The organism is Oerskovia sp. NPDC056781, from assembly GCF_042789955.1.
Taxonomy (GTDB): Bacteria; Actinomycetota; Actinomycetes; order Actinomycetales; family Cellulomonadaceae; genus Oerskovia; species Oerskovia rustica.
Map to the genome: position 1 here is coordinate 1 of NZ_JBHUAD010000012.1, position 24,926 is coordinate 24,926.

General features: G+C 73.0%; 21 protein-coding genes. 10 read left to right on the forward strand and 11 right to left on the reverse strand.

Annotation, left to right across the window (positions count from 1 at the left end; all coding sequences use genetic code 11):
- The first annotated feature begins 90 nt into the window (after positions 1–90).
- A complete protein-coding gene (locus ACFRCR_RS02150) occupies positions 91–960 on the forward strand; it encodes an SMP-30/gluconolactonase/LRE family protein (protein WP_377675125.1) in 870 nt (289 codons plus the stop codon).
- A gap of 79 nt (positions 961–1,039) precedes the next feature.
- Here the strand turns inward: ACFRCR_RS02150 and ACFRCR_RS02155 are convergent, their stop codons facing one another.
- Both ACFRCR_RS02155 and ACFRCR_RS02160 read right to left on the reverse strand, forming a co-directional pair.
- The gene (locus tag ACFRCR_RS02155; RefSeq protein WP_377675181.1) at positions 1,040–1,897 is read right to left on the reverse strand and encodes a fumarylacetoacetate hydrolase family protein; all 858 of its coding nucleotides are present in this window, start codon (positions 1,895–1,897) and stop codon (positions 1,040–1,042) included.
- Positions 1,898–1,958: 61 nt separating this feature from the next.
- Positions 1,959–2,963: a C-terminal binding protein gene (locus ACFRCR_RS02160; RefSeq protein ID WP_377675127.1), complete on the reverse strand. Its 1,005-nt coding sequence runs from the start codon at positions 2,961–2,963 to the stop codon at positions 1,959–1,961.
- Positions 2,964–3,054: 91 nt separating this feature from the next.
- Between ACFRCR_RS02160 and ACFRCR_RS02165 the strand changes: the two genes are divergently transcribed.
- Together ACFRCR_RS02165 and ACFRCR_RS02170 are read left to right on the forward strand one after the other, a co-directional pair.
- The gene (locus ACFRCR_RS02165; RefSeq protein WP_377675129.1) at positions 3,055–3,822 is read left to right on the forward strand and encodes an SDR family NAD(P)-dependent oxidoreductase; all 768 of its coding nucleotides are present in this window, start codon (positions 3,055–3,057) and stop codon (positions 3,820–3,822) included.
- A 116-nt stretch (positions 3,823–3,938) separates the two neighbouring features.
- Entirely contained in the window at positions 3,939–4,277 is a 339-nt protein-coding gene (locus ACFRCR_RS02170) for a nuclear transport factor 2 family protein (RefSeq protein ID WP_377675131.1), read from the forward strand.
- Between the two features lie 101 nt (positions 4,278–4,378).
- Here the strand turns inward: ACFRCR_RS02170 and ACFRCR_RS02175 are convergent, their stop codons facing one another.
- The 5 genes from ACFRCR_RS02175 to ACFRCR_RS02195 form a co-directional block, all read right to left on the reverse strand.
- Positions 4,379–5,407: a fatty acid desaturase family protein gene (locus ACFRCR_RS02175; protein ID WP_377675133.1), complete on the reverse strand. Its 1,029-nt coding sequence runs from the start codon at positions 5,405–5,407 to the stop codon at positions 4,379–4,381.
- A gap of 82 nt (positions 5,408–5,489) precedes the next feature.
- On the reverse strand, positions 5,490–6,131 hold the full coding sequence (locus ACFRCR_RS02180; protein WP_377675135.1) for a hypothetical protein: 642 nt from the start codon (positions 6,129–6,131) through the stop codon (positions 5,490–5,492).
- Positions 6,132–6,283: 152 nt separating this feature from the next.
- Positions 6,284–6,781: a DUF1269 domain-containing protein gene (locus ACFRCR_RS02185; RefSeq protein ID WP_377675137.1), complete on the reverse strand. Its 498-nt coding sequence runs from the start codon at positions 6,779–6,781 to the stop codon at positions 6,284–6,286.
- Between the two features lie 114 nt (positions 6,782–6,895).
- Positions 6,896–7,687 (reverse strand): cation transporter, encoded by a 792-nt coding sequence (locus tag ACFRCR_RS02190; protein WP_377675184.1) that lies wholly within the window; start codon positions 7,685–7,687, stop codon positions 6,896–6,898.
- Positions 7,684–8,016, reverse strand: coding sequence for a helix-turn-helix transcriptional regulator (locus ACFRCR_RS02195; RefSeq protein WP_056649628.1), 333 nt, complete (start codon positions 8,014–8,016; stop codon positions 7,684–7,686). Before ACFRCR_RS02195 ends, ACFRCR_RS02190 begins: the two co-directional genes overlap by 4 nt.
- Positions 8,017–8,170: 154 nt before the next feature.
- Between ACFRCR_RS02195 and ACFRCR_RS02200 the strand changes: the two genes are divergently transcribed.
- The 3 genes from ACFRCR_RS02200 (at position 8,171) to ACFRCR_RS02210 (ending at position 12,523) form a co-directional block, all read left to right on the forward strand.
- A complete protein-coding gene (locus tag ACFRCR_RS02200; protein ID WP_377675139.1) occupies positions 8,171–8,578 on the forward strand; it encodes a nuclear transport factor 2 family protein in 408 nt (135 codons plus the stop codon).
- Entirely contained in the window at positions 8,575–11,754 is a 3,180-nt protein-coding gene (locus tag ACFRCR_RS02205; RefSeq protein ID WP_377675141.1) for an amino acid adenylation domain-containing protein, read from the forward strand. Before ACFRCR_RS02200 ends, ACFRCR_RS02205 begins: the two co-directional genes overlap by 4 nt.
- A gap of 169 nt (positions 11,755–11,923) precedes the next feature.
- Positions 11,924–12,523, forward strand: a complete 600-nt coding sequence (locus tag ACFRCR_RS02210) for an RNA polymerase sigma factor (RefSeq protein WP_377675143.1) — start codon at positions 11,924–11,926, stop codon at positions 12,521–12,523.
- A 32-nt stretch (positions 12,524–12,555) separates the two neighbouring features.
- Here the strand turns inward: ACFRCR_RS02210 and ACFRCR_RS02215 are convergent, their stop codons facing one another.
- The 4 genes from ACFRCR_RS02215 to ACFRCR_RS02230 are packed head-to-tail and all read right to left on the reverse strand — an operon-like array spanning position 12,556 to position 17,406.
- Complete coding sequence (locus ACFRCR_RS02215) at positions 12,556–13,476, reverse strand: SDR family NAD(P)-dependent oxidoreductase (protein ID WP_377675145.1); 921 nt, start codon at positions 13,474–13,476, stop codon at positions 12,556–12,558.
- A complete protein-coding gene (locus tag ACFRCR_RS02220; RefSeq protein WP_377675147.1) occupies positions 13,473–14,909 on the reverse strand; it encodes an enolase C-terminal domain-like protein in 1,437 nt (478 codons plus the stop codon). The genes ACFRCR_RS02215 and ACFRCR_RS02220 overlap by 4 nt, the downstream gene beginning before the upstream one ends.
- Positions 14,906–15,718 (reverse strand): SDR family NAD(P)-dependent oxidoreductase, encoded by an 813-nt coding sequence (locus tag ACFRCR_RS02225; RefSeq protein ID WP_377675149.1) that lies wholly within the window; start codon positions 15,716–15,718, stop codon positions 14,906–14,908. The genes ACFRCR_RS02220 and ACFRCR_RS02225 overlap by 4 nt, the downstream gene beginning before the upstream one ends.
- Positions 15,715–17,406 carry a hypothetical protein gene (locus tag ACFRCR_RS02230; protein ID WP_377675151.1) on the reverse strand — a complete coding sequence of 564 codons (1,692 nt, stop codon included), beginning with the start codon at positions 17,404–17,406 and terminating at the stop codon, positions 15,715–15,717. Before ACFRCR_RS02230 ends, ACFRCR_RS02225 begins: the two co-directional genes overlap by 4 nt.
- 218 nt (positions 17,407–17,624) lie before the next feature.
- Here ACFRCR_RS02230 and ACFRCR_RS02235 point away from each other — a divergent pair, with 218 nt between their 5' ends.
- The 4 genes from ACFRCR_RS02235 to ACFRCR_RS02250 all read left to right on the forward strand — a co-directional run bounded on the left by ACFRCR_RS02235 (position 17,625) and on the right by ACFRCR_RS02250 (position 24,797).
- A complete protein-coding gene (locus ACFRCR_RS02235) occupies positions 17,625–18,329 on the forward strand; it encodes a GntR family transcriptional regulator (protein ID WP_377675153.1) in 705 nt (234 codons plus the stop codon).
- A gap of 526 nt (positions 18,330–18,855) precedes the next feature.
- On the forward strand, positions 18,856–19,917 hold the full coding sequence (locus ACFRCR_RS02240) for a GNAT family N-acetyltransferase (protein WP_377675154.1): 1,062 nt from the start codon (positions 18,856–18,858) through the stop codon (positions 19,915–19,917).
- Between the two features lie 297 nt (positions 19,918–20,214).
- Positions 20,215–22,485 carry a peptidase C14 gene (locus ACFRCR_RS02245; RefSeq protein ID WP_377675156.1) on the forward strand — a complete coding sequence of 757 codons (2,271 nt, stop codon included), beginning with the start codon at positions 20,215–20,217 and terminating at the stop codon, positions 22,483–22,485.
- Between the two features lie 56 nt (positions 22,486–22,541).
- Positions 22,542–24,797, forward strand: a complete 2,256-nt coding sequence (locus tag ACFRCR_RS02250; protein ID WP_377675159.1) for a peptidase C14 — start codon at positions 22,542–22,544, stop codon at positions 24,795–24,797.
- The last annotated feature ends 129 nt before the right edge of the window (positions 24,798–24,926 follow it).

A 24,926-nucleotide genomic window follows, 5' to 3' on the forward strand; every position in this document is an offset into this window, starting at 1 on the left:
GGGGTGACACCAGATGTCACCCTCGGCGGGCAGCTGCGTCCCCCTCGGCGGGTGGGCACCTCACCGTCGGCGGTCCGGGACAATAGGTCCATGCGTGCCGAGAACATCACCGGTCCCGTCGCCCACCACGGCGAGGGGCCCGTGTGGTCCCCGACCTGGGGCGGTCTGCGGTTCGTCGACATGATGGCCGGCGACCTCCTGACCCTGCAGCCCGACGCCACGGTGGTCCGCCGCCACGTGGGCGACCTCGCGACCATGGTGCGTCCGCGCTCGCGAGGGGGCTACGTCGTCGGGCTGGAGCGTGGGCTCGCGCTCGTGGACGACGAGTCCTCCGACTCACCCGTGCGTCCATTCCCCGAGCTGTGGAGCGACCCGACGGTCCGCCTCAACGACGGCTCGACCACCCCCGACGGCGCGTTCTACGCGGGGTCCATGCCGTTCGACGACCGGTCGGGGGTGGGCGCCCTGTACCGTGTCGAGCCCGACGGCGCCGCTCGCCTCGTGCTGTCGGGCGTCACGTGCTCGAACGGGCTGGGCTTCTCGCCCGACGGCACGCTCGCGTACTACGTGGACACGCTCACGTGCCGGGTCGACGTGTTCGACTACGACGCGGGGGCTCCCGAGCCCCTCGCGAACCGGCGGCCCCTGGTCGAGATCCCGCGTGAGGACGGCCTGCCCGACGGGCTCACGGTCGACGCCGAGGGCGGCGTGTGGGTCGCGCTGTGGGGCGGCAGCGCGGTGCGCCGCTACGCGCCGGACGGGACCCTGACCGAGGTGGTCGACCTGCCCGCCTCGCACGTCACGGCGTGCACGTTCGGCGGCACGGACCTCGACGAGCTGTTCATCACGACGTCTCGGCTCATGATCGGCGAGCCGTTCGAGCCCGAGCTCGACGCGGGGTCGGTCTTCCGTGTCGTCCCCGGGGTCACGGGGCTGCCGGTCCTGCCGTTCGCGGGCTGAACCCCGAGATGCTGCTCGTCGTCGCCGTCGTGGCGGACGGGGCGACGACGAGCAGCATCTCGCCGGGCGTCGGACGGGATCACACGACCGCGTCGCGGACCTTCTGCTCGCAGCGTCCCAGGCCCTCGATCTCGACGGCCATGACGTCGCCGTCGACCAGGTACGGGAAACGGCCCGAGAGGGCGACGCCCTGGGGGGTGCCGGTGTTGATGACGTCCCCCGGCTCGAGGACCATGTACTGCGACAGGTGCCACACGAGGAAGTCGACGTCGAAGATCATGTCGGCCGTCGAGGAGTCCTGACGGATCTCGCCGTTGACCCACGAGCGCAGGCGCAGGTTCGAGGCGTCGACCTGGTCGGCCGGGACGAGCGCCGGACCCAGGGGGTTGAACGTCTCGCAGCTCTTGCCCTTGGACCACTGGCCGCCCGAGACGGCCATCTGGTAGTCGCGCTCGGACACGTCGTTGGACACGGTGTACCCGGCGACGTGCGCGGCCGAGTCCGCGGGCGACGCGAGGTAGCGGGCCTTCTTCCCGATGACGATCGCGAGCTCGACCTCCCAGTCGACCTTCTGCGCGCCCGGGGGGAGCAGCACGTCGTCGTCGGGCCCGACGACGGTGTTGGAGTGCTTCCAGAAGATGATCGGGACGGTCGGCGGCTCGGCGCCGGACTCGGCCGCGTGCGCGGCGTAGTTCATGCCGACGCACACGACGGCCGTGGGGCGGGCGACGGGAGGGCCGACCCGCAGGGCGTCGGCGTCCGCGACGACGGGCAGGTCGCCCGCGGCGAGGGCCGCGCGGACCCGGGAGATGCCGTCGGCGGCGAGGAACGCGCCGTCGATCTCACGGGTCAAGGGGTCGAGCGAGTAGGTCGTGCCGTCGGCCGCGCGGACGACGGGGCGCTCGTGGCCGGGAAGGCCGAGGCGCATGAGCTGCAGGTGCTGCACGGAGTGGCTCCAGGGGTAGGGGGACGGCGCTGAGCGCCCACACGAGGGAAGGTCAGCGTGCCAGGGCGCGGGCGTAGTCCGGGTTGACGATCGAGCCGACGGGACGACCCGCGAGGAAGTCGATCGCGTTGCGCGCGGTGTGCACGGGCAGGTCGGCCATGGCCTCGGGCGAGAACCACGCGGCGTGCGGGCTGAGCAGCACCTGGTCGAGCGTGCGCAGGCGCGAGTCGGCGGGCAGCGGCTCGTGCGAGAACACGTCGAGGGCGGCGGCGCCCAGGTGCCCTCCCTCGAGGGCGTCGGCGAGCGCCTCCTCGTCGATCAGCGGGCCGCGGCACGTGTTGACCACGACCGCGCCGGGCTTCATGGTCGCGATCGACGCGGCGTCGAGCAGGTGGCGTGTGGCCTCGCTGAGCGGGGCGTGCAGGCTCAGCACGTCGGCCTCGGCCACGGCCTGCTCGCGGGTCACGGGCAGGTAGCCGGCGGCGGCGACCTCGACGTCGGGCACGAAGGGGTCGTGGACCAGGACGCGATAGCCGAGCGCGGCGCAGCTGCGTGCGACGAGCGACCCGATCCGGCCGTACCCGATCACGGACACGGTGGTCGCGGACAGGCGCGCGGCCATGGGGCGCGGGGCGGTCGCGGCCCAGACGCCGTCGCGCACCGCACGGTCGTAGCCGACGAGCCCACGGCTGAGGCCGAGGACCATCGCGACGGTGTGGGAGGCGACCTCCTCGATGCAGTAGGTCGGGGTGTTGGCGACGGCGATGCCGCGCTCGGTCGCAGCGGCGACGTCGACCATGTCGTATCCGATGCCCATGCGGCTGACGAAGCGCACGCCCTCGATCTCGTCGAGGACGCGGGCGGTGAGGGGCGCCCACTGGACGACCAGGGCGGACGGGGTGGCACCCGCGGCCGCGGCGTCGCGGACGAGGGCGATGACGTCGTCCTCCGTGCGGGCCGTCCCGCGCACGACACCGAGGCCGGCGGCCGTGACGGTGTCTTCGCACGCGGTGCCCGGGAGGTCGCAGTCGGTGATGACGACGGTGTCGGGGTTCATGAGGCGAAATGCTATAGCATCTAGCAAGCGACGGCCAGCGTCCGTGGACAGGACGCTTGCGGTCACCGCAATTTGCTATAGCGTTCAAGCCATGGCTCGACGACTTGCGCTGATCACAGGCGCCAGCTCCGGGATCGGTTCCGCGACCGCCCTCCAGCTCGCCCGCGACGGATACGACCTCTGGCTCACCTACGCCCACGACGAGCTCGGTGCCCGCACCACCGCGGACCTCGCGACGGAGCTGGGCGCGAGCTGCCACGTCTCGCGCCTCGACCTGCGCGACGTCACGTCGGTCGACAGGCTCGTCACCCAGGTCACCCGCCGCTGGGGAAGGCTCCACGTCCTGGTCAACAACGGCGGCATGTGCCCCTACCGTGCGCTCGACGACATCGAGCTCGACGAGTGGGACGCCGTCATGGAGACCAACGCGCGCGGCACGTTCGTCCTGACGCGAGCCGCGCTCCCCCTCCTGCGGGCGGCCGCGGCCCCCCAGGGCGAGGAGCCCGTCGACCGCAGCATCGTCAACGTCGCCTCGATCGCGGGCCAGCAGGGCGCGCTCAAGACCGGCGTCCACTACGCCGCGAGCAAGGGCGCGCTCCTCGCGATCACGCGCAGCTTCGCGCGCCTCCTGGCCGCCGAGGGCATCCGCGCCAACGCGGTCACGCCCGGCCCGGTCACGAGCAACATCACGAACCAGCTCGACGTCGCGGGCCGCGAAGCCCTCACGTCCTCGATCCCGCTGGGCAAGTTCGGCACCCCCGACGACGTCGCATGGGTCATCGCGTCCCTCGCCTCCCCGCGGGCCGGGTTCGTCACGGGCGCCACGTACGACATCAACGGAGGCGTCCGCATCGACTGACCCACCGGTCCCCGGCCACACCCCGGCCGGCCGGCCCCGGACGCGCGCGGCGCGCTCCGCCGTCGGGCACCTCACGCCCGGACGGCGCACGACTCCCCCACGAGACGAGGACCCGCATGACCCAGCAACCGACAGCCCACTCCGTGGTCACCGAGCAGGTCGACGCGTTCAACGCGCACGACCTCGAACGTTTCCTCGCGACCTACGCCCAGGACGTCGTGGTCGTGGGCGTGACACCCGAGCCGATCGTCGGCAAGGACGCGCTGCGCGCCTTCTACGGCCCTCGCCTTGCAACGGGTGATGTGCACTGCACAATCGATGCCTCCGTGGCGTACGGTGAACGGTGGGTGGTCGCACGCGAGCTCGTGTCGACCTCGAACGGGTCGGGCGAGACCATCGCCACCTTCGAGGTCCAGGACGGCGTCATCACCCGGGCGAGCATGCTCAAGGCCTGACGCCCCCACGGACGCGGAGCCCGGTCGGTCACCCCCCTTGATCGACCGGGCTTCGCTCAGCCCGGACGCACCTGGGCGACGGGCGGCCCGGCCGCCCCGGCCTACCGCCCGAGCGACGCCGCGAGCGGGCACGTGAACGGCTCCTGCGCCCGCAGACCGACGCGGTTGAGGTAGCGCACGACGATCCCGTACGACCGGAACACGCCCACCTCGGTGTACGGCACACCCACGTCCTCGCAGTAGGAGTGCACGATCGGTTGCACCTTCTTGAGGTTGGGCCGCGGCATGCTCGGGAAGAGGTGGTGCTCGATCTGGTAGTTGAGACCACCCATCACCGCGTCGACCGCGTACCCACCGCGCACGTTGCGCGACATGAGGACCTGGCGCCGCAGGAAGTCCAGCGTCACGTCCGGGGGCACGATCGGCATGCCCTTGTGGTTCGGGGCGAAGGACCCCCCGAGAAGGACGCCGAACACAGCGAGCTGCACCCCCAGGAAGGCCGCGGCCTTCCCCGGAGGCAGGAGCAGCGCGAGCACCCCCACGTACACGACGAGCCGTCCGAGCACCAGGGGCGCCTCGACCCCCCGGTGCGGCACCGATCCTCTGCGCAGCACGGTCCGCACGCTCGCGACGTGCAGGTTCAGACCTTCGAGAGTCAGCAGGGGGAAGAAGAACCACCCCTGGTGATGGGCGAACCAGGACCGCCAGCCCGTCCTCGCGGCCAGGGCCGCAGGGGTGAACGCGATGACGCCGGGCGAGATGTCAGGGTCCTGGCCCTCCTGGTTGGGGGCCGAGTGGTGCTGCTCGTGCTTGGTGCGCCACCAGCCGTAGCTCAGGCCGACGAACCCGCCCGCGAGGACACGGGCCGTCCAGTCGTTCCAGGCCCTGGACCGGAAGATCTGCCGGTGCGCGCTGTCGTGCCCCAGGAACGCGATCTGCGTCACGACCACGGCCATCGCGGCCGCCAGGACGAGCTGCCACCACGAGTTCCCCACGAACGCGACCGCGACCCAGATCCCCCCGAAGGCCAGCACCGCCAGGACGAGCCGCGTCCAGTAGTAGCCGTAGCGTCGGCGGAGCAGGCCCGTCTCCCGGACGAGCCGGGCCAGCGCGGAGTACTCGTTCGTCATCCGGCGGGCGGCTGGTCGCGCTCTCGGGGGGTCGCTCGGCACGGTGTCCATGGGGTCCTCGTCACTCGACGGCCGCTGTCGGTCACTCGAAGCGGATCTGCTCCGCCTCCACGAGGACGACGGCGGCGCGCCGGTCCTCCTCCTTCTGCAGCTCCGCGATCTCGGCCGCCAGGCGGTCGTGCTCGGCGACGAGGTCTCGACCGAGGTCGCGCAGGACGTCCGCGACCTCGTGCGCGAGGCCCCCCTTCAGTGCAGCCAGACTCGTGTGCTCGATGAGCAGCCGACGGTCGGAGACCGTCAGCTCGACGTCCTCGAAGCCGGCGTCCGCGAGGCGATGCCGGACCGCGTCTCCCTCGATCGCGTCCTGCTCCTCCCGGGTGACCTGCCGGGAGAAGACCGCTGGGACGGTGTACGTGACGGGCTCGTGAGGCGTGCCGAGCTCGGGGGGCAGCGCCGACGCCAGGACGCCGGTCACCCGGAGGGCCTCGGGGTCGGGAGGCCGAGCAGGGTCGTGGTCGGTGGCGCGCGGGTGGTGGGCCACGTGCCCGCGCTCGTGCCCGCGCTCGTGCCCGCCTTCGTTGTCCCAGTCGCGGGTCGCGTCGTCCTCCTCGGCCGGACCGCCCTCGTCGACAGGGCGCCAGGTGGCACCGGTCGACTCCGCGAGCGCGCCGCGTCCCCTGGCGGGAAGAGTCCCGGCCGGTCCGTGCGTCTCGTTTCCGGACATGTCTCGACGCTACGCCCGATCCGGCGGGACGCCGGATGCGTCGACGTGCAGGTTGCGTGTGGGTCGGACGCGTCACCGTCGGCGAGGGAGGCACGACGACGGCCCCGGTCCGCGATGGACCGGGGCCGTGCGTCTCGCGACTGCGGAGGGTCTCAGACCGCGTCGTCGAAGGCCGCGCGGAGCTTGGCCTCCTCGTCGGACGACAGGTTCGTCTGGATGAGCTCACCGTGGATGCCCTGCGCCTTGAGCGCGTCGTGCACCCGGTCCATGACCGCACCTGACGTCATGACGAACAGCGCCGACGTCCCCGGCGTGACCTTGGAGCGCACCGAGTCGATGAAGTCGTCGTCGATGCCCACGTCGGTCAGCGACCCTGCGAGGGCCCCGGACGCCGCGCCGATCGCGACGCCGATGAGCGGGATGAAGAAGATGATCCCGAACAGCAGGCCCCAGAACGCGCCGCCCAGCGCACCGATGCCCGTCGTGTTGTTCGACTGGTGGGTCTTGGGCTTCTTCTTCCCCTCCTCCCACGACACGATCGCCGCGTCCTGCACCTGGATGAGCTCCTGCTTCTGCAGCGCCAGCAGGGCGTCCTCCGCCTGCTGCGCACCCTCGGGAGTCTCGAACTTCCACACGGTCAGCGTTGCCACCACATGCCTCGTTCCGTCGTCGGTACTCGGAGGACGCCGTCCGGTCCGGGCGGGTCCTCCTCGACCGTAGGTCGGCTCGTCCGGGGCCGCCATCGGAGCCGGCGCGGTCGGGCGTCAGTCGGCGCAGCAGGTACAGCCGTCCGTGTCGGGCGTCGCGCCGCCCAGGCGGGCGTCGGTGCCCGACGGCGCAGCCTCCTCACGCTCGTGGCACGCGTCGGGCGTGTGGTGCGGTGCGACGCCGTCGGCGTGCAGGCCGGCGACCGGCGAGCAGCACGCGTCCCCGCGCCAGGCCTCGACGCCCTCCTTGACCGCGACGGCCGCGATGACGAGGGCCGCGATCGGGTCGGCCCACGTCCACCCCAGCGTCGAGCTGAGCACCAGGCCCACGAGCAGCACCCCGGACAGGTAGGTGCACAGGAGCGTCTGGCGCGAGTCCGCGACGGCCGACGCCGAGCCCAGCTCGCGGCCCGTGCGACGCTCGAACCAGGACAGGAACGGCATGATCGCAAGGCTCACGGCCGCGAGCACGATCCCGACGGTCGAGTGTTCGGGCGCGGAGGACCCCAGCAGCGTGCGCAGCGCGTCGACGCTCACGAAGATCGCGAGGCCGAAGAACGACACGGCGATGAGGCGCATCGCTACCCGCTCGCGGCGGTGCGGGTCGGGGGCCGCGAACTGCCACGCGACGGCTGCGGCGGACAGCACCTCGACGACCGAGTCGAGGCCGAACCCGACGAGCGCGGCCGAGGACGCGATACGCCCGGCAGCGATCGCGACGACGGCCTCGACGACGTTGTACGCGATGGTCGCCGAGACGATCCAGCGCACGCGACGCTCGAGGAGGGCTCGGCGCGCGGGGGCGAGGAGGGCACGGGTGGAGCGAGGGCCCACCGTCACGTCGGTCACGAGCAGGTGCACCCGTCGGGCGAGCAGCACGTGGGGTCGACCGTGACGACGAGGCGGAGCAGGTCGTCGAGCGCGGGCGCGAGGTGGCTGTCGGCGAGGCGGTACCAGGTACGGCGCCCGTCGGGGATCGCCTCGACGAGCCCGCAGCCGCGCAGGCACGCGAGCTGGTTGGACATGACCTGGCGGGAGACGCCGAGCGCGTCGGCCAGGTCCGAGGGGTACGCGGGGGCCTCGCGCAGCGTGAGCAGGATGCGCGTGCGCGTCTCGTCGGACAGCGCGTGCCCGAGGCGCGCGAGCGCGGCCGTGTGCGTGAGGGTGACGGTCTCCATGCGTCGGACAGTACACGGATTCCTGAATCCAGGAAACCGTGTACGGAGGGCGCCCGTCATGACGGATCCCTGCGAACCGCGCCCACCCTGCCGGACATTGACCAGGACGAGGGACCCCTCGCACCCGTCCGTCCACCGAGCAGGGAGCCAGCAGATGGCAGCGACCGATCACCGAGCGATCCTCGACGAGGTCTACCGCGCGTTCAACCGCGGCGACGTCGACCGACTGAAAGAACTCTTCGCCGACGACATGACCCTGGTGATCCCAGGAGCGACCCAGATCTCGGGCACCTTCCGCGGCCACGACGAGGTCTTCGGTGCCTTCGCGCAGATGGCTGCGATCACCGGCGGCACCTCGCACGCCGCCGTCGAGCGCGTCCTGGTCGACGACACCGGCGGGGTCGTGATCGCCGTCGACTCGGCACGGCGGGACGGCGAGGACGTGAGCGCCCGGTTCGCGGACGTCTACCGCATCGAGCACGGACGAGTGACCGAGCTCCGCCCCTTCCCCGAGGACCCGATCGCGATGAACCACTTCTGGCGACGAGGAGACCGACCATGACGACGAGCGAGCACGAGCCGCGCCCTGCGCCGACCGGCACCACCGACGCCCGCGCTGCGACGAGCGGGCCGACCCTGGAGAGGGTCCGCAACGCCTCTTCCGTCCCCCACGCCTTCGACGCCGTCGCCGACACCTGGCCGAACCGGAGCGCCGTCGAGTGGGACACGGGACGCTGGACCTATCGGGACCTGCAGGACGCCTCGCGGCAGGTCGAGCGTCGGCTCCGGTCCGCGGGCGTCCCGCCCGGCGCGGCCGTCGCCGTCCTCGGCGACCGGTCCGCGGAGACCTGCGCCACGATGCTCGGCATCCTGCGAGCGGGAGCCGCGTACGTGCCGGTCGACGCGAACCTGCCTGCGGTGCGCGTCCGCGCGATGCTCGCCACCGCGGGCGTGACCCTCGCGGTCCGCCCGGCCGGGAGCCGGGCGGAAGGGCCCGACGGGGTCGAGGTCGTGGACCTCGCACCGAACCTCACCGGGGCGGACCGCGCACCGGACCGCCCCGGGCGACCCGGCGACGGGCTCGCAGCGGACGGGCTCGCGGGGGACGCCGTCCCCGGCGAGCACCCGGCCGACCTCGACCGCACGGCGTACGTGATGTTCACGTCCGGCTCGACGGGGACGCCCAAGGCCGTGGCCGTGCGCCAGCGGGGTGTCCTGCGCCTGGCGACCGACAACGGCTTCCTCGTCCTCGACCCCGCGAACCGCTTCATGCACGCGGCCTCGCTGTCCTTCGACTCGTCGACGCTCGAGATCTGGCCGACCCTCCTCTCGGGGGCGTGCCTCGTGATCGTCGACCAGTCGCTGCTCCTCGCTCCTGACGCGCTGCGCGACACCCTCCGGGCCGCGGCGATCGACTCGGTCTTCTTCACGACAGGGGTCTTCCACCACGTCGCCCGGTCCTGCCCGGAGGTGTTCGACGGGTTGCGCTACGCGATCGCCGGCGGCGAGGTCCTCAACCCGGCCCTCGCCGCGCGCGCCGTGGGTCGCGCCACGCACGTCGTCAACGGCTACGGGCCGACGGAGACGACGGTCGTGGCCGTGGCGCACCTTCTCGGTGAGGCCGACGACGGGCCCGTGCCGATCGGGACCCCGCTCCCCTACGTCTCGGTCGCCGTGCTGGACCCGGACGGATCCCCGGTCGCCCCGGGCGAGGACGGTGAGCTGCACGTCGCCGGGGACGGCCTCGCGGCCGGGTACCTGGGCGACCCGCAGGAGACCGCACGGCGCTTCGTGCACCTGAGCCTCGACGGCGCTCCCCCGGTCAGGTACTACAGGACCGGCGACCAGGTCCGGTGGAGCGAGGTCGGTCTCCTGGAGTTCCGCGGACGGCTCGACGACCAGGTCAAGGTCCGCGGTCACCGGATCGAGCTCACCGAGATCGAGAGGGCGCTCTCGGGGAGCGAGGGTATCGGAGAGGCCGCTGTCGTGGCCGTCGAGGACGGGACGAGCCGGGTCCTGGTCGCCTTCTGCACTCCCGCGAGGCCCGAGGCACCGGTCCCCGATCTTGCGTCGGTCCGCCGCGCGCTCGCTGCTTCCCTGCCCGACTACATGCTCCCGGCGACGGTCGTACCCGTCGAGGCTCTCCCGTTCACCACGAACGGCAAGGTCGACCGACGGGTCCTCGCCGACCGGGCGTCGGCCATCGCGACCCGCCCCGCGACCGAGGACGGGACGGACGCTCCACCGGACGCTCCCCGGGACACCCGCGAGGCCGTCGAGCGTGCCTGGCGCGCGACACTCGCGCTCGACGTCGTCGACCCGGAAGGCGACTTCTTCGCGCTGGGCGGCAACTCGCTCATGGCTGCGCAGCTCATCGCTCGCGTCCAGTCGTCGCTGGCGCTCGACGGCGCCCACGGCCACGACCTGATCCGTGGCCTGTTGTCAGCCCCACGCCCGGCGGCCTTCGCCGCTGTCGTCGACGAGATCCGGGTGCGCCCGACCGGGGATCCGGTTGCCGACGGCACGGACCGTTGGCGCCCCGACGTCCGTCTGCTCTCCCGGCCGGACCCGGTCGACCGGGTCCCTCGGTCCACCCCGCCCGCAGAGGTGCTCCTCACGGGCGCGACGGGATTCTTCGGTTCCGCGCTGCTGCGAGAGCTCGTCGACCGCACGGACGCCACGGTCCGCTGCCTCGTCCGCGCCGCCGACGAGGACGCCGCCCTGGCTCGCGTGCTGGCGGCACAGCGCAGGTACGGCCACGGGCCGCTCGGCACCGACCGGGTCGTCGCCGTGCCCGGGGACCTCACGGCCCATCGCCTCGGGCTGGACGACGAGTCGTGGGAGGCGCTCGCCGCGCGCACGGACCTGATCCACCACTCGGGTGCCCACGTGAACTTCGTCTACCCGTACGAGTGGCTGCGGCGGACGAACGTCGACGGCACGCGCAGCCTGGTCGAGCTGGCCGAGGCGGGCGGCGGCGTCCCGCTCCACTACGTCTCGACCATCGCCGTGCTCGCGGGCTCGGGCTCCGCGGCCGTCCGGCACGTCACCGAGGACACCCCGCTCGACCACGTCGAACGGCTGTCGATGGGCTACCCGGAGAGCAAGTGGGTGGCCGAGCAGATCCTGCGTGCGGCGTCGGCGCGTGGACTGCCGGTCGTGGTCCACCGGCCCTACGAGATCACGGGCAGCACCGTGGACGGCCACTGGAACACCGAGGCCGCGATCTGCGCGTTCTTCAAGGCGATCGTCGAGATGGGCCGGGCGCCGGACGTCGGCCTGCCCCTGGACTTCGTGCCGGTCGACCACCTGGCCCGCGCCGTGGTGCACCTCGCGCAGACCAGGCCGGCGCAGGGGCAGACCTACCACCTCACGAACCCCCGGTACGCGCTCCTGGGGCTCATGGTCGAGCGGCTGCGCGCGCACGGTCACCCGATCGACGTCGTCGACTACGACACCTGGCTGCACGACCTGTCGGAGTTCTGCAGGGCGCACCCTGAGCACCCGATCGTGTCGTTCCTGCCGATCTTCACGAACATCGCGTCGTCGAGCACGCTCACGGTCAAGGAGCTGTACTTCGAGGGGACGTTCCCGCGGTTCGGGCGGGAGCGGGCGGACGAGGACCTCGCCGGGAGCGGCATCGTCTGCCCGCCGGTCGACGCCGAGATGCTCGACGCGTACGTCCGGTGGTTCCACTCCGTCGGGTACATCGACCGGCCCCGGGTGGGTGCTCGCTGACGGGGCCGGCGGGATCGAGGGACCGGGGCCCGGGGCCCGGGCACGAACGCTGCCCGGAGCCGCCTCCTCTCGCCTGCGCGGGGCCCGCGGGTGACGATGGTCGGAGGGGGCACCGCCGTGGGGGCGGGGCGGAGCAGTGCCTGCAGGCGGGCAGCACCAGGGGGCAGTGATGCGTGAGCAGTCGTCGGTGTTCGACGAGGGGTCCGTGGCCGAGGGGGACCTGTGGAGCCGGGTCCAGGAGGGTGACGAGCAGGCGTTCGCGGTCGTCTACCGTCGCCACTCGCGGCGCGTCCACGGACTGTGTCGCGCGCTGCTGACGTCGGGCGGGTTGCACGACGACGTCGCGGGGCGGTGCGAGGACCTGACCTCGGGCGTCTTCCTGGCGGCGTGGCGCCGTCGGCGGGAGATGGTCGTCCACGACTCGGTGCTCCCGTGGCTCCTCGCGACCGCGGCCAACCTCTGCTCGAACGAGCAGCGGGCCGCTCGGCGGCACCGCTGGCTGGTCGCCCGCGTCGCGCAGGTGCACGGACGGGCCGCACCGTCGGCGGACGGCGCCGAGGCGAGCGTGCTCGCAGCGATCCTCGCGGGCCGTGCCCGCCGCGAGATCGCGGAGCTTCCCTCCGCGCTGCGCGAGGTGGCCGACCTCTGCATCCTCCACGACGTCACGACGCGCGACGCGGCCGCGTTCCTCGAGCTTCCCGAGGGCACGGTCAAGTCGCGGCTGCACCGGGTGCGACGCCACCTGGGCCGAACGGTCCTCGACCGCTAGGGCCGCCCGTCCGGCAGCGTGTCGGGACGCCGTCAGTCGAGCCCGTACCGCGCGTCGAGCCCGGCGTCGTGCGGCAGCGTCCCGAACGACGCGGTCCACGCACCGTCGGCAGCGATCGACTGGCCCGAGACGTACGACGACTCGTCCGAGAGCAGGAACGCGACCACGGCCGCGATCTCGGCCGACTCGGCGATGCGGCCGAGCGGCGGCCCCTCGGCGAGCCCGCGCTCCTCCGCCTCGGGGTCGACGGCGTTCGCGATCTGCGCGTCGAGGTGCGGCGTGCGGACCCCGCCCGGCGCGACCGTGTTGGCCCGGATGCCGTAGCGCCCGTACGTGACGGCGACGCTGCGCGCGAGCGCGTCGATACCGCCCTTGGTCAGCTCGTAGGCCGCGTGGTCGACGAACGAGGACCGCCCGTGGATCGACCCGACGTTGACGATCGACCCGCCGCTCACCTGGTCGGTGAACACCTCGACCGCGGCGGCGGCCCCCCAGAGGTAGCCCAGGCCGTTGATCTCGACGACGTCGCGCGCCGTGCGCTCGATCTCCTCGGCTCGGGCGGGGTCGCCGAGCGCGTGCAGCGGCGTGGTCCTGGTGATGCCCGCGTTGTTGACCCAGCCCGCGAGCGGGGCGAGGCCCCGGGCGACGTGCGCGGCCTCGCGGTGCGACTCACGCTCGCGCGAGTCCGCGAGCACGACGGCCGCGCAGACGCCCTCCTCGACCGTCCCCGAGCCGGCGCTCCGTTCGAGCCCGACGACGGTCCACCCGTCCGCGGTCAGCCGCGCCGCGATGGCCCGGCCGATGCCCTTGCCGCTCCCGGTCACGACGACGCTGCGGGTCACGGCTGGTCCTGGCACGGGGGCTTGTCCGGCCGGGTTCTGGGCGGACACCGGTCCTCGCTCGTCGTGCCCGACGGCGGAGCTCGCCCCAGGCGTGCTTGTCGCGTCGGTCATCGGTCCTCCTGGTCGTCGAGCATGCGGTTGCCGTCGGTCGAGCATGCGGTTGGCGTCGTTCCGGGGCCCGTATCCGACGCCAACCACGTGCTCGGCAGCGAGGGGGCGGGCTCGAACGTGAAGTACGTCGGCGAGAGGGTGAAGCCCAGGCCGGGGGCCTCAGGCGGCAGCGCCGTTGCTGCCGAGAACTCGGGGCCGCCCTCGACGAGCAGCGGCGCCGGGTCGTAGGGGTTGCCCTGCGGCGAGCGCTCGAACGTCTCGACGCCGATCCCCGCGGCGCCTCCCAGGTGCACGCTGACCTCGGGGTACACGTGGCTCGACGTCACGAGCCCCGCGTCCTGCCAGGAGCGGACCAGGGGGTCGGCCGCGGTGAGGCCGCCGATCCCGACCACGTCCACGCGCGCCACGTCGAGCGCGCCGAGCGCAGCGAGCCGCGCGAGGACCTCGGGGTCCGTGACCTCGTCGCCGATCGCGAGCGGCAGCCCCGTGACCGCGCGGATCCGCGCGGCGCCGGCCGCGTCCTCGGGCAGCACGGGGTCCTCGAGCCACGCGAGCGCGGGCGGTTCCCCGGCAGGTGCCGGAGCGCTGATCCCCCAGGCGTCGAGGTCCGCGAGCGCCTCGTCCGCGTCGCGCCAGCCGAAGCCCACGTCCACGACGACTCCGCTGCGGCCGGCCTCCGTCTCCCGGCCCGTCACCCCGGGCAGCTCGGCACGCAGGATCGCGAGCAGGTCGCGCATGAGGTCGCGGTCGGCAGACCGCGAGATCTTGAGCAGCGGCCAGCCCTCGCGGGCACGGTCGAGCACCTCGTCGGCGACGGCGCGCGCCGTGCGACCGGGGGTCGGGTAGGCCGCGACGAGGATCGCGGGCCGCCGCGCCGGGGCGACCGGCTCGGCCGGGTCCCCGCTCGGCCCCTGACCAGGGCGGGCCGACGACGGGACCTGAGCGGCGCCGTCGGGCACGGGGGGCCCGAGAGGCACAGGGGGCACGTCGGTCACGGCGGAGTCCAGGAGGCGCCACACCGGGACGCCCGCGACCTTGCCCGCGACGTCCCACAGTGCGACGTCGACCAGGCCTATCGCCCGGCGGACCAGGCCCACGCGCCCCACGATCGCCGAGCCGCGCAGCGCGGCGTCCCACGCCGCCCGCACCCCCGCGGCCGGGTCCTCGACCGCGAGCTCGCGGCCCACGACGTGCGGAGCGACGAGACGCTCGACGATCTCCGCCATGGGCGCCTCGCGCGTCAGGGCGTAGGAGACGCCCGTGACCTCGGTGCCGCCCGGCAGGAGCGCACGGACCTGGACCCCCACGTACTCGCGGCGCGTGACCGTCATGGCCCCGAGCTGCAGGGGCTGCGGCAGGGCGACGACCGTCGTCGAGGTGCGGACGTCGGTGATGCGCGCGAACCCGCCCGGGCTCGTGGTCCTGCCCGTCATTCCGGCTTCTTCGCGAGCGGGACGCCGTAGTCGACGATGAACCCGCCGTCGACGTAGAGGGTCTGGCCGATCACGTACTGCGACTGGTCGGACACGAGCCAGCTCACGGCGTTCGCGATCTCCGAGGCGTCGGCGAGGCGGCCCGCGGGGATGCGCGCGAGGATCGTCTCCTCCTTGAGCGTCCCCGCCGCGACGCCCTGACGGAAGACGCCCGTGTCGATGTACCCAGGCGCGACCGCGTTGACCCGCACCCCGCGCGCGGCCCACTCTGCCCCTGCGGTCGAGGTCAGGCCGATCACGGCCGCCTTGGTCGTCGAGTACGGGGCCCGGCCCGCGGAGCCGCGCGCCGAGACCGAGGAGATGTTGACGATCGCGCCGCGGCCGGCGGCGAGCATGTGGCGCCCCGCGGCCTGGAGGCACGTGAAGACGCCGTGCAGGTTGACGTCGACCACGGCCTTCCACTCGTCCCAGGTCAGGTCCTCGATGCCGCGGTGGCGCTGGATCCCGGCGTTGTTGACCAGGACGTCGATGCTGCCCGTCGCCGCGGCGACCGCGTCGAACGCCGCCCCCACGGCCGCGTGGTCCGTGACGTCGAGGGGCATCCAGACCAGGCCCGGCTCGGCGGGCAGGGCCGCGAGGTCGAGCGCGGGCAAGTCGTGCTGGACGACGTCCGCGCACACCACGCGGTGGCCGTCGGTCGCGAGCCGCTCGGCGATCTGGCGGCCGATGCCCGCCGCGCCGCCCGTGACGATCGCGGTGCGGAGCGGGGTGCCTGCGGGTGTGCCGGTCGGGGTGTTCGTGGTGCTCACTGGTCCTCCGTGGAAGTCTGCGCCGGTGCGGGCGTCGTCGCCAGGGTGTCGATGAGGTGGTTCGCGTGCTGCTCGAGCCGCGCGAGCGAACCGGGCGCGAGCGGCGACTGCCACGCCTGGTAGGCGCCGCGCACGTACGCCTGGTCGGTCGGGAGGTACACGAAGCCCGGGCCGTTGGTCAGGTTCGCGACCACCACGGGGTGGTCGCCCGCGTGCTCGCGGACCGTGCGCTGGAAGCGCGAGTACGCCTCGCCCGGGTGCGCGACGAGGAACCCGTCCCCGATCTGCCACACCCACGTGGGGTGCTCGACGGTCGGGCCGGTCACGTAGCCGTCGCGCAGGTTGCGCGCGCGGCGCAGCCGCTCGTCGCGGCTGCGCGGGTCGATGTCTGCCCACTCGGCCTCCATCTGCGCGAGGCTCGGCAGGTCCCGCAGCTCCAGCACGACGGCGTCGCTCACCGCCCGCAGGACGCGCGAGCCCTCGACGGGGCGCGGCTCCCACATGCCCAGCGGAGCCCCGGACTGCACGACGTGCGTGAGCTCGAGGGCCGTGCCGGGAGGGGGCAGCTCGGCGAGCGCCGCGAGGACCGCGTGCCCGAGCGAGGTGCCGTGCCGGTCGGCGACCGCCACGTCCCCCGTGTACTGCTCGCGCGGCGCCAGCTCGCCCGAGGCCCCCTGGAAGAACGCGACGGGCGCCCCGGTCGCCTCCTCGACGAGGTCACGCATCGCACCCACGTAGTCCGGGGAGACCAGGGCGTTCTGCCACGCGAGCGTCGTGGGGTGGCACGCGTAGTTGACGATGGTCGCGAGGGCCGTCGTGGTCGGCAGGGGATCCTCGGCCGCGGGCTCGACCCGGCTGAGGCGGCCGATCACGACGGTGTCGTCGGCGGCGTCCCGCGGAACCGTCGGGTTGAAGCCGATCACGGGGAGCCCGAAGTCCTCGCTCCCGTCCGCCGTGGCACCGGAACCGGCGGGCATCGTGTCGACGGGCATCATGTCGACGGGCATCATGTCGACGGGCATCGTGTCGACGGGCTCGCCGTGCGACCCGCCCGCGGCGAGGACGAGCTCGCGGTCCGCCGCGAGGGAGCAGCGCCCGGTCGTCCACTCGAGCGTCGCGGGGGCGAGCGAGGCCACGGCCTCGCGGCCCGCGTCGACGGCCTGCGTCGTGAGGTGCTCGAGGTAGGCGGGGACGAGCTCGCCACCTTCGAGGTCGGCGTCGTGGCTGCACAGCACCGGGCCGGCGTGCGTGTGGGACAACGAGATGAGCAGCCGCTCGGGCGGCAGGCCGAGGCCCGCGAGGACTGCGTCCCGGACGCCGCGCTCGTCGTCGACGCGCCGCCACCACGTGGCGTCCACGGTGATCAACACCAGTGGCTCGACCCGGGGAGCGCCGGTGTGCTCGGGGCGCGTGAGGCGCTCGGGGTGCGCTGCGCCGTCGGGCACGCTTCCTGAGGCAGGGCGCGCGGCTCCGTCGGGCGTTCGGCGTGACGACGCGTTGCCGGGCGTCTCCTGCGCGAGGGCGATCGCGGTGAGGGTCATCGCGCGGTGCGTGCCCCGGGAGGCGTTCCAGTCGGCGGGCCCCCAGTTGCGGGCCCGGATGCCCACGGGAGGCGTGACGTCGCGGCGGGCTACGCCCGCCAGTCCGCGGAAACCGGGCACCGTCACCCGGTCGTGCAGGGACACCATGGATCCTCCTCGAGCCTGTGCGTCAACCCTCGAATGCTATAGCATGTAGTGAGGGGGCAAGCCGTCCGGTGGCCCTTCGCCTCGATGGTGGCACAACGGTGCGCCCCGCGCAGACCTCGCCCCGACACGCACCGCGGGCGAGGAGCCGGGCCCAGTTCGCCGACCGCTATCCTTCGGGGCACCTCCCGGATCGGACCGCAGAACACTACGGAGAACCCATGGCGCTCAAGAGCGTGCCCGACCTGAACGTCGCCGACCGCGTGACCGTCGAGCTGCGAGAGGCGATCTTCAGCGGCGACCTCGCGCCCGGGTCACGCCTCGTCGAGCGCAAGCTCGCCGAACGCCTCGGCACCAGCCACATCCCCGTGCGGGAGGCCCTCACCCGCCTCACCGAGGAGGGGCTCGTCGAACGCCTCCCCCACCGTGGCGCCCGCGTCGCCGCGCTCACGAGCCGCGACCTCGAGGAGATCTCGAGCCTGCGCACGCTCCTCGAGCAGTTCGTCGTCGTGCGCGTGCAGGCCGAGTGGGACGCCAAGACCGAGGCCCGCCTGCGCAAGACCGTGCAGCAGATGGTCGACGCCGCCGAGCGCGGCAGCTCGGCCCGCGTGTTCGAGCTCGACCGCCGCTTCCACGAGCAGCTCTGGGAGCTCGCCGACCACCACATGCTCATGACCATCACGTCCCAGCTCCGCTCCCGGATCACGGGCTTCCTGCGCGCCGCGAACGTGGCACTGGACCCCGAGGCCCGGGTCGCGCACGCCGAGACGCACCACCTCATCATCGACGCGATCGCGAGCGGCGACCCCGACCGGGCGCGGGCCGTCATGGCCGAGCACATCGGCGAGGCCGCGGCACGGCTCGAGAGCCACACCCAGGACGGCGACGTCGCCGAGGAGCCCGCGACGGAGGCCGGGGGCGCCTGACCGGGGCGGGGGCGCCGGGGGCACCGGGGGCGTCGACTGTGCAGTTCGGGTCGCCCCGAGGCGGGCACAACAGCCCGAACTGCACGCTCGGCGTGTACACGGACACCTGGGCGAGAGGCCGCCGACTCCGCCCGGCGGATATCGGAGCCGCAGCCGCGCGATGAGTGCTTCGTACGCGTCGCGCGCGAAGGCCAGGTGCACGGGTGGGACGAAGCGCATCGCCCCAGCGACGGGTGCGGCGATCGTCGAACATGCGGACAGCGCTCCTCGAACATGCGGTGGGCGTCGGAATCGGGGTGATTCACGACCGCAACCACATGGTCGGCAGCGAGAAGGGGACGGTCGAGGGAGGGACACTTCGTGCGAGGTCCAGCCCGACCTCGCACGTGCTTCGTTGCCGTGCATCGTTCACTCGAGAACGTGGATGCGAGACTATTCTTGCTATAGCAAACCGTCAAGGCGAACTACCGGCCGGCCCGCACATGCGCCCCACCTGCACCGACGCACCCGCTCACCGAGGAGCCCCATGGAATTCCGCACCGCGACTCCCACCGACGTCCCGTCGCTGTACGCGCTGTGGGCCACCGCGTTCGACGCCCCGCTCATGGTCCCCGTCTACGAGACCGACGACGGTCGGCTCGACCGCACGGTCGTCGCCGTCCTCACGGGCCCGACCCCCGCCGAGGACCGCGTCGTCGCCTCGGTCTGCTGGAGCCCCCGCACGATCGTCGGCCTCCCGAGCCCCGACGGGGCGGCCACCACGCTCACCGTGGGCGGCATCGCGAACGTCGCCTCGGCCCCGGACATGCGGGGCCGTGGTCTGGTCCGCCTCGCACTCACCGAGGCGGTCGAGCAGATGCATGCCGCAGGCATGGACGCCTCGCTGCTGTTCACGGGCACCCCGGGCGTCTACCGACCGAGCGGCTGGGAGACCTTCGAGGCCCCCGTCACCCACGGCCTCCTCCTGCCCGACGGCGCCGCTCGCCCCGAACGGCCGGGCTCGGCAGCGGTCGTCGCTCGCCACGAGCAGCCGCCCCGTGCGAACTCCCCCGTCCCCACCACGTTCCCCGCCTGGAACACCGACCTCCCGTGGCAGGCCCTCGCGACCCTGCACGACGCGTTCCACGCCGCCCCTCTGACCACGCGCCGCACGGCCGAGCACTGGGAGCGCCGGATCCCCCTCTGGTACTCCGCGGCCGAGCTCCTCACGGCCAGGCGACCCGACGGGTCGATCGTGGGCTACCTGGTCGTGGAGCTCGAGGGCGAGGTGCTGCGCGTGCGGGAGCTCGCCGTCGGGCCCGGTGACGCGACGACGCCAGAGTGGCGCGAGGCGCTCGACGTGCTCGCGCTCGACGCCCGCTCGCTGGCGCGCGAGCACGGGGCGACCCGCGGCGAGGTACGCCTGCCGCACGTCCCGGCCGCGGCGGTGCTCACCGACGCGCTGCTGGCGCCGGGCGGTCGCGAGACGACGTCCGACGCGACCGGGATGCTGCGTCCGGTCCGGTGCACGACGACGGAGACCGACGCCCTGCGCGCCGCGACGAGCGGCCCCACGGCGGGCTTCCACTGGCCCGGCGACTACCTGTGAGGCGGCGGCCGGCGCGGCTCCCCGGGCAGGCCCGGCGGACCTGGCGACTCGTCACCAACCTCTTGACATTGCTATAGCACCGGCCTAATCTCCGGGAAATGCCCGGTTCATCCGGACGCAACGAAGCGCATCCATCCTGCTGTCGCGGCCTGCCGCGCCCAGCCTGAACCGTCCCTCTCGCCCCGTCCCCCGGTCACCGCAGCCCCGGCCCGCCGGACTCCACCCGCACTCCCGTTGCCGCGCGTCGGCCACTCCTGAACGGACCCGTCTCATCGACCCGTCCGAAGGGTGACCCACGTGAAGACCCCCCTGACTGCCCGCGACAGCGCGGCAGCCCCCGACCTCTCCCCCGACCCCGCGAACCCCATCGCCCCCTCGCGCCGCAGCGTGCTGCGCGTCGCGGGCATGGGCGCGCTGACCGCGACCGCGTTCGCGCTGTCCACGGGCCTCGCCCCCTCGGCGGTCGCCGCACCGCTGAGCCTGAGCAAGGACGAGCCCGACGACGAGATCCTGGTCGCGTCGTCCGTCGCCCAGCTCGTGGGCTGGCGTGCGAAGAAGATCGACGACGGGACCGTCGTCCAGCTCCTGGGCCACGCGGCCCCCGGCGACGGCGCCGCACGCCTGGTCCGCTACGACGCGAAGAGCACCGAAGCCCCCAACGGCGGCACCGTGCTGGCCCCGCAGGACCTCGGCGCGGTCGGCGCGGGCCGGTGGCACACGCTCCACACGGGCACCGCAGACTTCCGCTGGTTCGGGATCTTCGGCGCCGACGCCCCCACGGGCAGCGCCGACGACGCGCTCGACGCACTCGTCGACGACCCGACCGTGAGCCGCATCGAGGCGCACACGAACCTCAACTTCGTGCGCCGCCACACCTACGCGCGCTCCGACCTCGAGCTGGACTTCGGCGGCCGGACGATCACGACCGAGGGCATCGAGCGCAACGCGCACGACAACCCGTTCGGGGCCGTGATGTTCTTCCAGGGCACCGTCACGGACGTGACCCAGCAGCGCACGCTCGCCCAGACCATGCCCGACCAGCGCGACGTGTTCGAGGTCGCGGACTCGTCCGCGTTCGCGGTCGGCGACTGGTGGACCGTGCAGGTCGACCCGAGGCCGGGCGGCGGGCGCGACGAGCGAGAGCTCCAGCGCCTCGTGCAGGTCACCGAGGTCGTCGACGCGGCACACGTGCGCGTCAACTACCGCAACGGCTGGGAACTTGCCCCGGGCCGCGTGCTCGAGTGGCGCAAGGTCGTGCCGGTCGAGCAGGTGCACGTGCGGAACATGACGTTCGTCGGGGCCGGGCCGTACGACGGCCCGCTCAACGGCGAGCTGCCCGACGACCGCGAGTACACCGGCTCGCACCCGGTCGCGTACGAGTTCGCGGTGCGCTGCGACGTCTCGGACGTGCACGGCTCCAGGACGTGGTGGCCCGTCATCATGCGCCGCTGGAACACGTTCTTCGCGACCGAGCGCTGCTCGGTCGCCAACCCGCCCACGGTCTTCTACGGCGGCGCGGGCTACCTCACGCAGCAGATCTACTGCCTGTACGGGCGCGTAGCGGACTGCCGCTCGCACAACGCGCGACACCTCAACGACCTCACGGCCTCGGCCTACTGCCTCGTCGAGAACTGCCACGGCGACGGCGACGACCAGGGCGGCAACCCGTTCACGACGCACGGCCAGTACGAGCACGACCTCGTGTTCCAGGGCAACAGCGGTCTCATGGACATCGCCAACTCGGGGGCGCAGTGGGGCATCAGCGCCAAGCGCATCACGGTCAAGGGGCACGTGGCCTCCTGGTTCACGGTGAGCACCAAGATCACCGACCTGACCCTGGAGGACGTGCACGTCGTCGCGCGCTCGACGTTCGACCAGCAGGGCAGCCTCACGGTCAACGCCGACGGCGTGCAGATGCGCGGGTGCACCGCGTCGTTCTTCGCGGTCGCGCAGCGCTCGAACCTGTCGAAGCGGCCCAACGTCATCGAGGACTGCCACTTCTCGCTGCCGGTCGGCAGCGTGCTGCACCAGACGCCGGTCGCCACCCCGGTCCACTTCGTCCGGACAGGATTCACCGGGTTCGACGGCACGATCCTGCGCGGCGCGGGACCTGTCACGTTCACCGACTGCACGTTCGTGGGCTCGACCGACGAGGCCGCCCCCGCGGCCCCCGCGCTCGTCGGGTCGGCCGACGTCACGGTCAGCGGCGGGACCCTCACCGGGACGGGCATCCAGCTCAGCGCGGTCCGCGACCAGCGGCTCACGGTCCGCGGGGCGAAGATCTCCGGCACGACGACGGCGGGCGCCCTGGTCTCGCGGGCCGCGGGCCCCGGGAACGTCCAGGTGGACCTGCGGGGTGCGACGCTCGCCGCGAGCGGCACCACCGCGCACGTCACCCTCTCGGGCGCCGACGCGCTGACCGCGGTCGGCACGCGCTTCAGCGGCGGCCGGTTCGACCTGGGACCGAGCACGCGCGTGCTCCAGTCCGGCTGCGTCGAGCAGGGCGTCGACCGCACCGGCTTCCCCGAGGGCGGCCACGTCCTCGTCACCGACTCGCTCGCGCTGTGAACCGCACGAGCTCCCCCTGCCCACCCGGAAGAACCCCTGATGAAAGGCCCCTGCAGATGACGAACCTCATCACGTCCGGACAGACCCCCGGCGAGCCGACGACGACGCCGACCTCGCCCCGACAGGCCCCCACGGTCGAGGCCCCCTCGCGCCGCAACCTGCTGCGCGTCGCCGGGATCGGCGGCCTCGTGGCCGCCGGCGCCCTGATGGGCACGCACTCGGCCGCAGCCGCCACGCCGACCGCTGCGGCGCCGTCGGGCGTGCTGCCCCTGAAGAAGGACGAGCCCGACGACGAGGTCCTCGTCGCGGCGTCCGTCGCCCAGCTCGTGGGCTGGAAGGCCAAGAAGATCGACGACGGCACGGTCGTCCAGCTCCTCGGCCACGCCACGCCGGGCGATGGTGCGGCGCGCCTGGTCCGCTACGACGCGAAGAGCGAGGCGGCGGCCAACGGCGGCACCGTGCTGGCCCCCAAGGACACCCAGGGGAAGGGAAGGTGGCACACGCTCCACACAGGTACCGCGGACTTCCGCTGGTTCGGGCTCTTCGGGAAGGACACCCCGGCCGACGACGCGCTCGACGCGCTCGTGAACGACCCGACCGTGAGCCGCATCGAGGCGCACTCCGACCTCAACTTCGTGCGCCGCCACCGGTTCACACGCTCGCACCTCGAGCTCGACTTCGGCGGGCACACCATGACGACCGAGGGCATCGAGAAGGCCGGGCAGGACGACCCGTTCGCGGCCGTCCTGTTCTTCCGCGGCACCGTCACCGACGACGTCCGCACGAACAAGCTCACGGCCGTCATGCCCGAGCTGCGCGACGACTTCGAGGTCTCCGACTCGTCGAAGTACGCCGTGGGCGAGTGGTACGCGCTCGAGGTCAACGCCCTCGCGGGCAAGTGGGAGCGCGAGCTGCAGCTCCAGGTCCAGGTCACCCAGATCGTCGACGCGACGCACGTGCGCGTCAACTACCTCAACGGCTGGGAGCTCGCCGCGGGGCGCACGCTCACGTGGACCAAGGTCGAGCCCGTGCAGCAGGTGCACGTGCGCAACCTGTCGTTCGTGGGCGTCGCGGGCGGCGACCAGTACACGGGCTCGCACCCGCTCGCGTTCGAGTACGCGGTGAGCTGCGACGTCGAGAACGTGCACGGGGTCGCGACGTTCTGGCCCCTGGTCATGCGCCGCTGGTCGACGTTCTTCACGACGACGCGCTGCTCGCTCGCCAACCCGGCCTCGATCACGTGGGGCGGCGCGGGCTACCTGACGCAGCAGATCTACTGCCTGTACGGGCACGTGTCCGACTGCCACACCTCGAACTGCCGCCACCTCAACGACTGGACGGCCTCGGCGTACGGTCTCGTGGAGAACTGCCACGGCGACGGCGACGACCAGGGGCCGTTCGTCACGCACGGCCAGTACGAGCACGACCTGACGTACGTCGGGAACTCGGGGCTCATGACGTTCGCCAACTCGGGTGCGGCATGGGGCTCGTCGGCCAAGCGCATCACGGTCAGCAAGCACGTGTGCTCGTGGTTCGTGGCGCGCGTCAAGGTCACCGACCTGACGCTCGAGGACGTGCAGGTCGTCCGCAAGGAGGGCCTCGCGGGCTCGGGCATGCTGTGGGTCAACGCCGACGGCGTCCAGCTGCGCGGCTGCCAGGCCGACGACACGCTCATCGTGTCCCAGGCGTCGAGCCGCTCGAAGCGCCCCAACGTCATCGAGGGCTCGCGCTTCAACGTCCTGCCGAACAGCCCGATCACGCAGGCCACCGTGACCAACCCCGTGCACCTGGTCCGCACGACGCTCAACGGGCTGGAGGGTGCGTCGTTCGCGGGCTCGGGCCCGGTGGTCCTGGACCAGTGCACGCTCGAGGCGGCCGAGGGCAAGGGCACCGTGACGGCGTCGGGAGACCTGACGGTCCGCGGCGGCGTGCTGCGCAACGTCGCGGTCGTCGCGGCGGGCGTCGCGGAGCAGACCGTCCGCGTGGGCGACGGGGCGCGCCTCGAGGGATCGCCTGCGGGTGGCACGTTCCTGAGCCGCGCGAAGGCGGACAAGCCCGTCACGTGGAACCTGGACGGTGCACGGTCGGTGGCCGCGTCGGGTGACACTGTTCACGTGAAGCTAGACACAGGTATCAATCGCTGGTCGGCCGTGGGGTCCACCTTCACGGGTGGCCGCCTCCAGCTCGCCGACGGCGCGTTCGGTGCGGGCTCCTACCTCCTGCACACCGGCAACGTCGAGTCCGGCGTGCAGCGCGTCGCGATCCCGGCCGACGGCCCGACGGTCTCGACGGCGGGCACGCTCGTGGTCTGACGTCGGCACCGGTCGCCGGTCGCCGGTCGCCGAGAACGAGGTACCCCCGCCTCGAGCACGGGGTCGAGGTCGCCAACCATGACCTGACGACCTCGACCCCGTTCTCGGCACCGACGGCCGGGCGCGCAC

What these genes read in the sequence shown, in the direction of transcription:
- ACFRCR_RS02180 (WP_377675135.1), bottom strand. Translation starts at nt 6,131, where the DNA reads ATGTCCGGAAACGAGACGCACGGACCGGCCGGGACTCTTCCCGCCAGG.
- ACFRCR_RS02150 (WP_377675125.1), top strand. Translation starts at nt 91, where the DNA reads ATGCGTGCCGAGAACATCACCGGTCCCGTCGCCCACCACGGCGAGGGG.
- ACFRCR_RS02235 (WP_377675153.1), top strand. Translation starts at nt 17,625, where the DNA reads ATGGCGCTCAAGAGCGTGCCCGACCTGAACGTCGCCGACCGCGTGACC.
- ACFRCR_RS02170 (WP_377675131.1), top strand. Translation starts at nt 3,939, where the DNA reads ATGACCCAGCAACCGACAGCCCACTCCGTGGTCACCGAGCAGGTCGAC.
- ACFRCR_RS02160 (WP_377675127.1), bottom strand. Translation starts at nt 2,963, where the DNA reads ATGAACCCCGACACCGTCGTCATCACCGACTGCGACCTCCCGGGCACC.
- ACFRCR_RS02210 (WP_377675143.1), top strand. Translation starts at nt 11,924, where the DNA reads ATGCGTGAGCAGTCGTCGGTGTTCGACGAGGGGTCCGTGGCCGAGGGG.
- ACFRCR_RS02205 (WP_377675141.1), top strand. Translation starts at nt 8,575, where the DNA reads ATGACGACGAGCGAGCACGAGCCGCGCCCTGCGCCGACCGGCACCACC.
- ACFRCR_RS02240 (WP_377675154.1), top strand. Translation starts at nt 18,856, where the DNA reads ATGGAATTCCGCACCGCGACTCCCACCGACGTCCCGTCGCTGTACGCG.
- ACFRCR_RS02220 (WP_377675147.1), bottom strand. Translation starts at nt 14,909, where the DNA reads ATGACGGGCAGGACCACGAGCCCGGGCGGGTTCGCGCGCATCACCGAC.
- ACFRCR_RS02175 (WP_377675133.1), bottom strand. Translation starts at nt 5,407, where the DNA reads ATGACGAACGAGTACTCCGCGCTGGCCCGGCTCGTCCGGGAGACGGGC.
- ACFRCR_RS02250 (WP_377675159.1), top strand. Translation starts at nt 22,542, where the DNA reads ATGACGAACCTCATCACGTCCGGACAGACCCCCGGCGAGCCGACGACG.
- ACFRCR_RS02165 (WP_377675129.1), top strand. Translation starts at nt 3,055, where the DNA reads ATGGCTCGACGACTTGCGCTGATCACAGGCGCCAGCTCCGGGATCGGT.
- ACFRCR_RS02200 (WP_377675139.1), top strand. Translation starts at nt 8,171, where the DNA reads ATGGCAGCGACCGATCACCGAGCGATCCTCGACGAGGTCTACCGCGCG.
- ACFRCR_RS02215 (WP_377675145.1), bottom strand. Translation starts at nt 13,476, where the DNA reads ATGACCGACGCGACAAGCACGCCTGGGGCGAGCTCCGCCGTCGGGCAC.
- ACFRCR_RS02230 (WP_377675151.1), bottom strand. Translation starts at nt 17,406, where the DNA reads ATGGTGTCCCTGCACGACCGGGTGACGGTGCCCGGTTTCCGCGGACTG.
- ACFRCR_RS02195 (WP_056649628.1), bottom strand. Translation starts at nt 8,016, where the DNA reads ATGGAGACCGTCACCCTCACGCACACGGCCGCGCTCGCGCGCCTCGGG.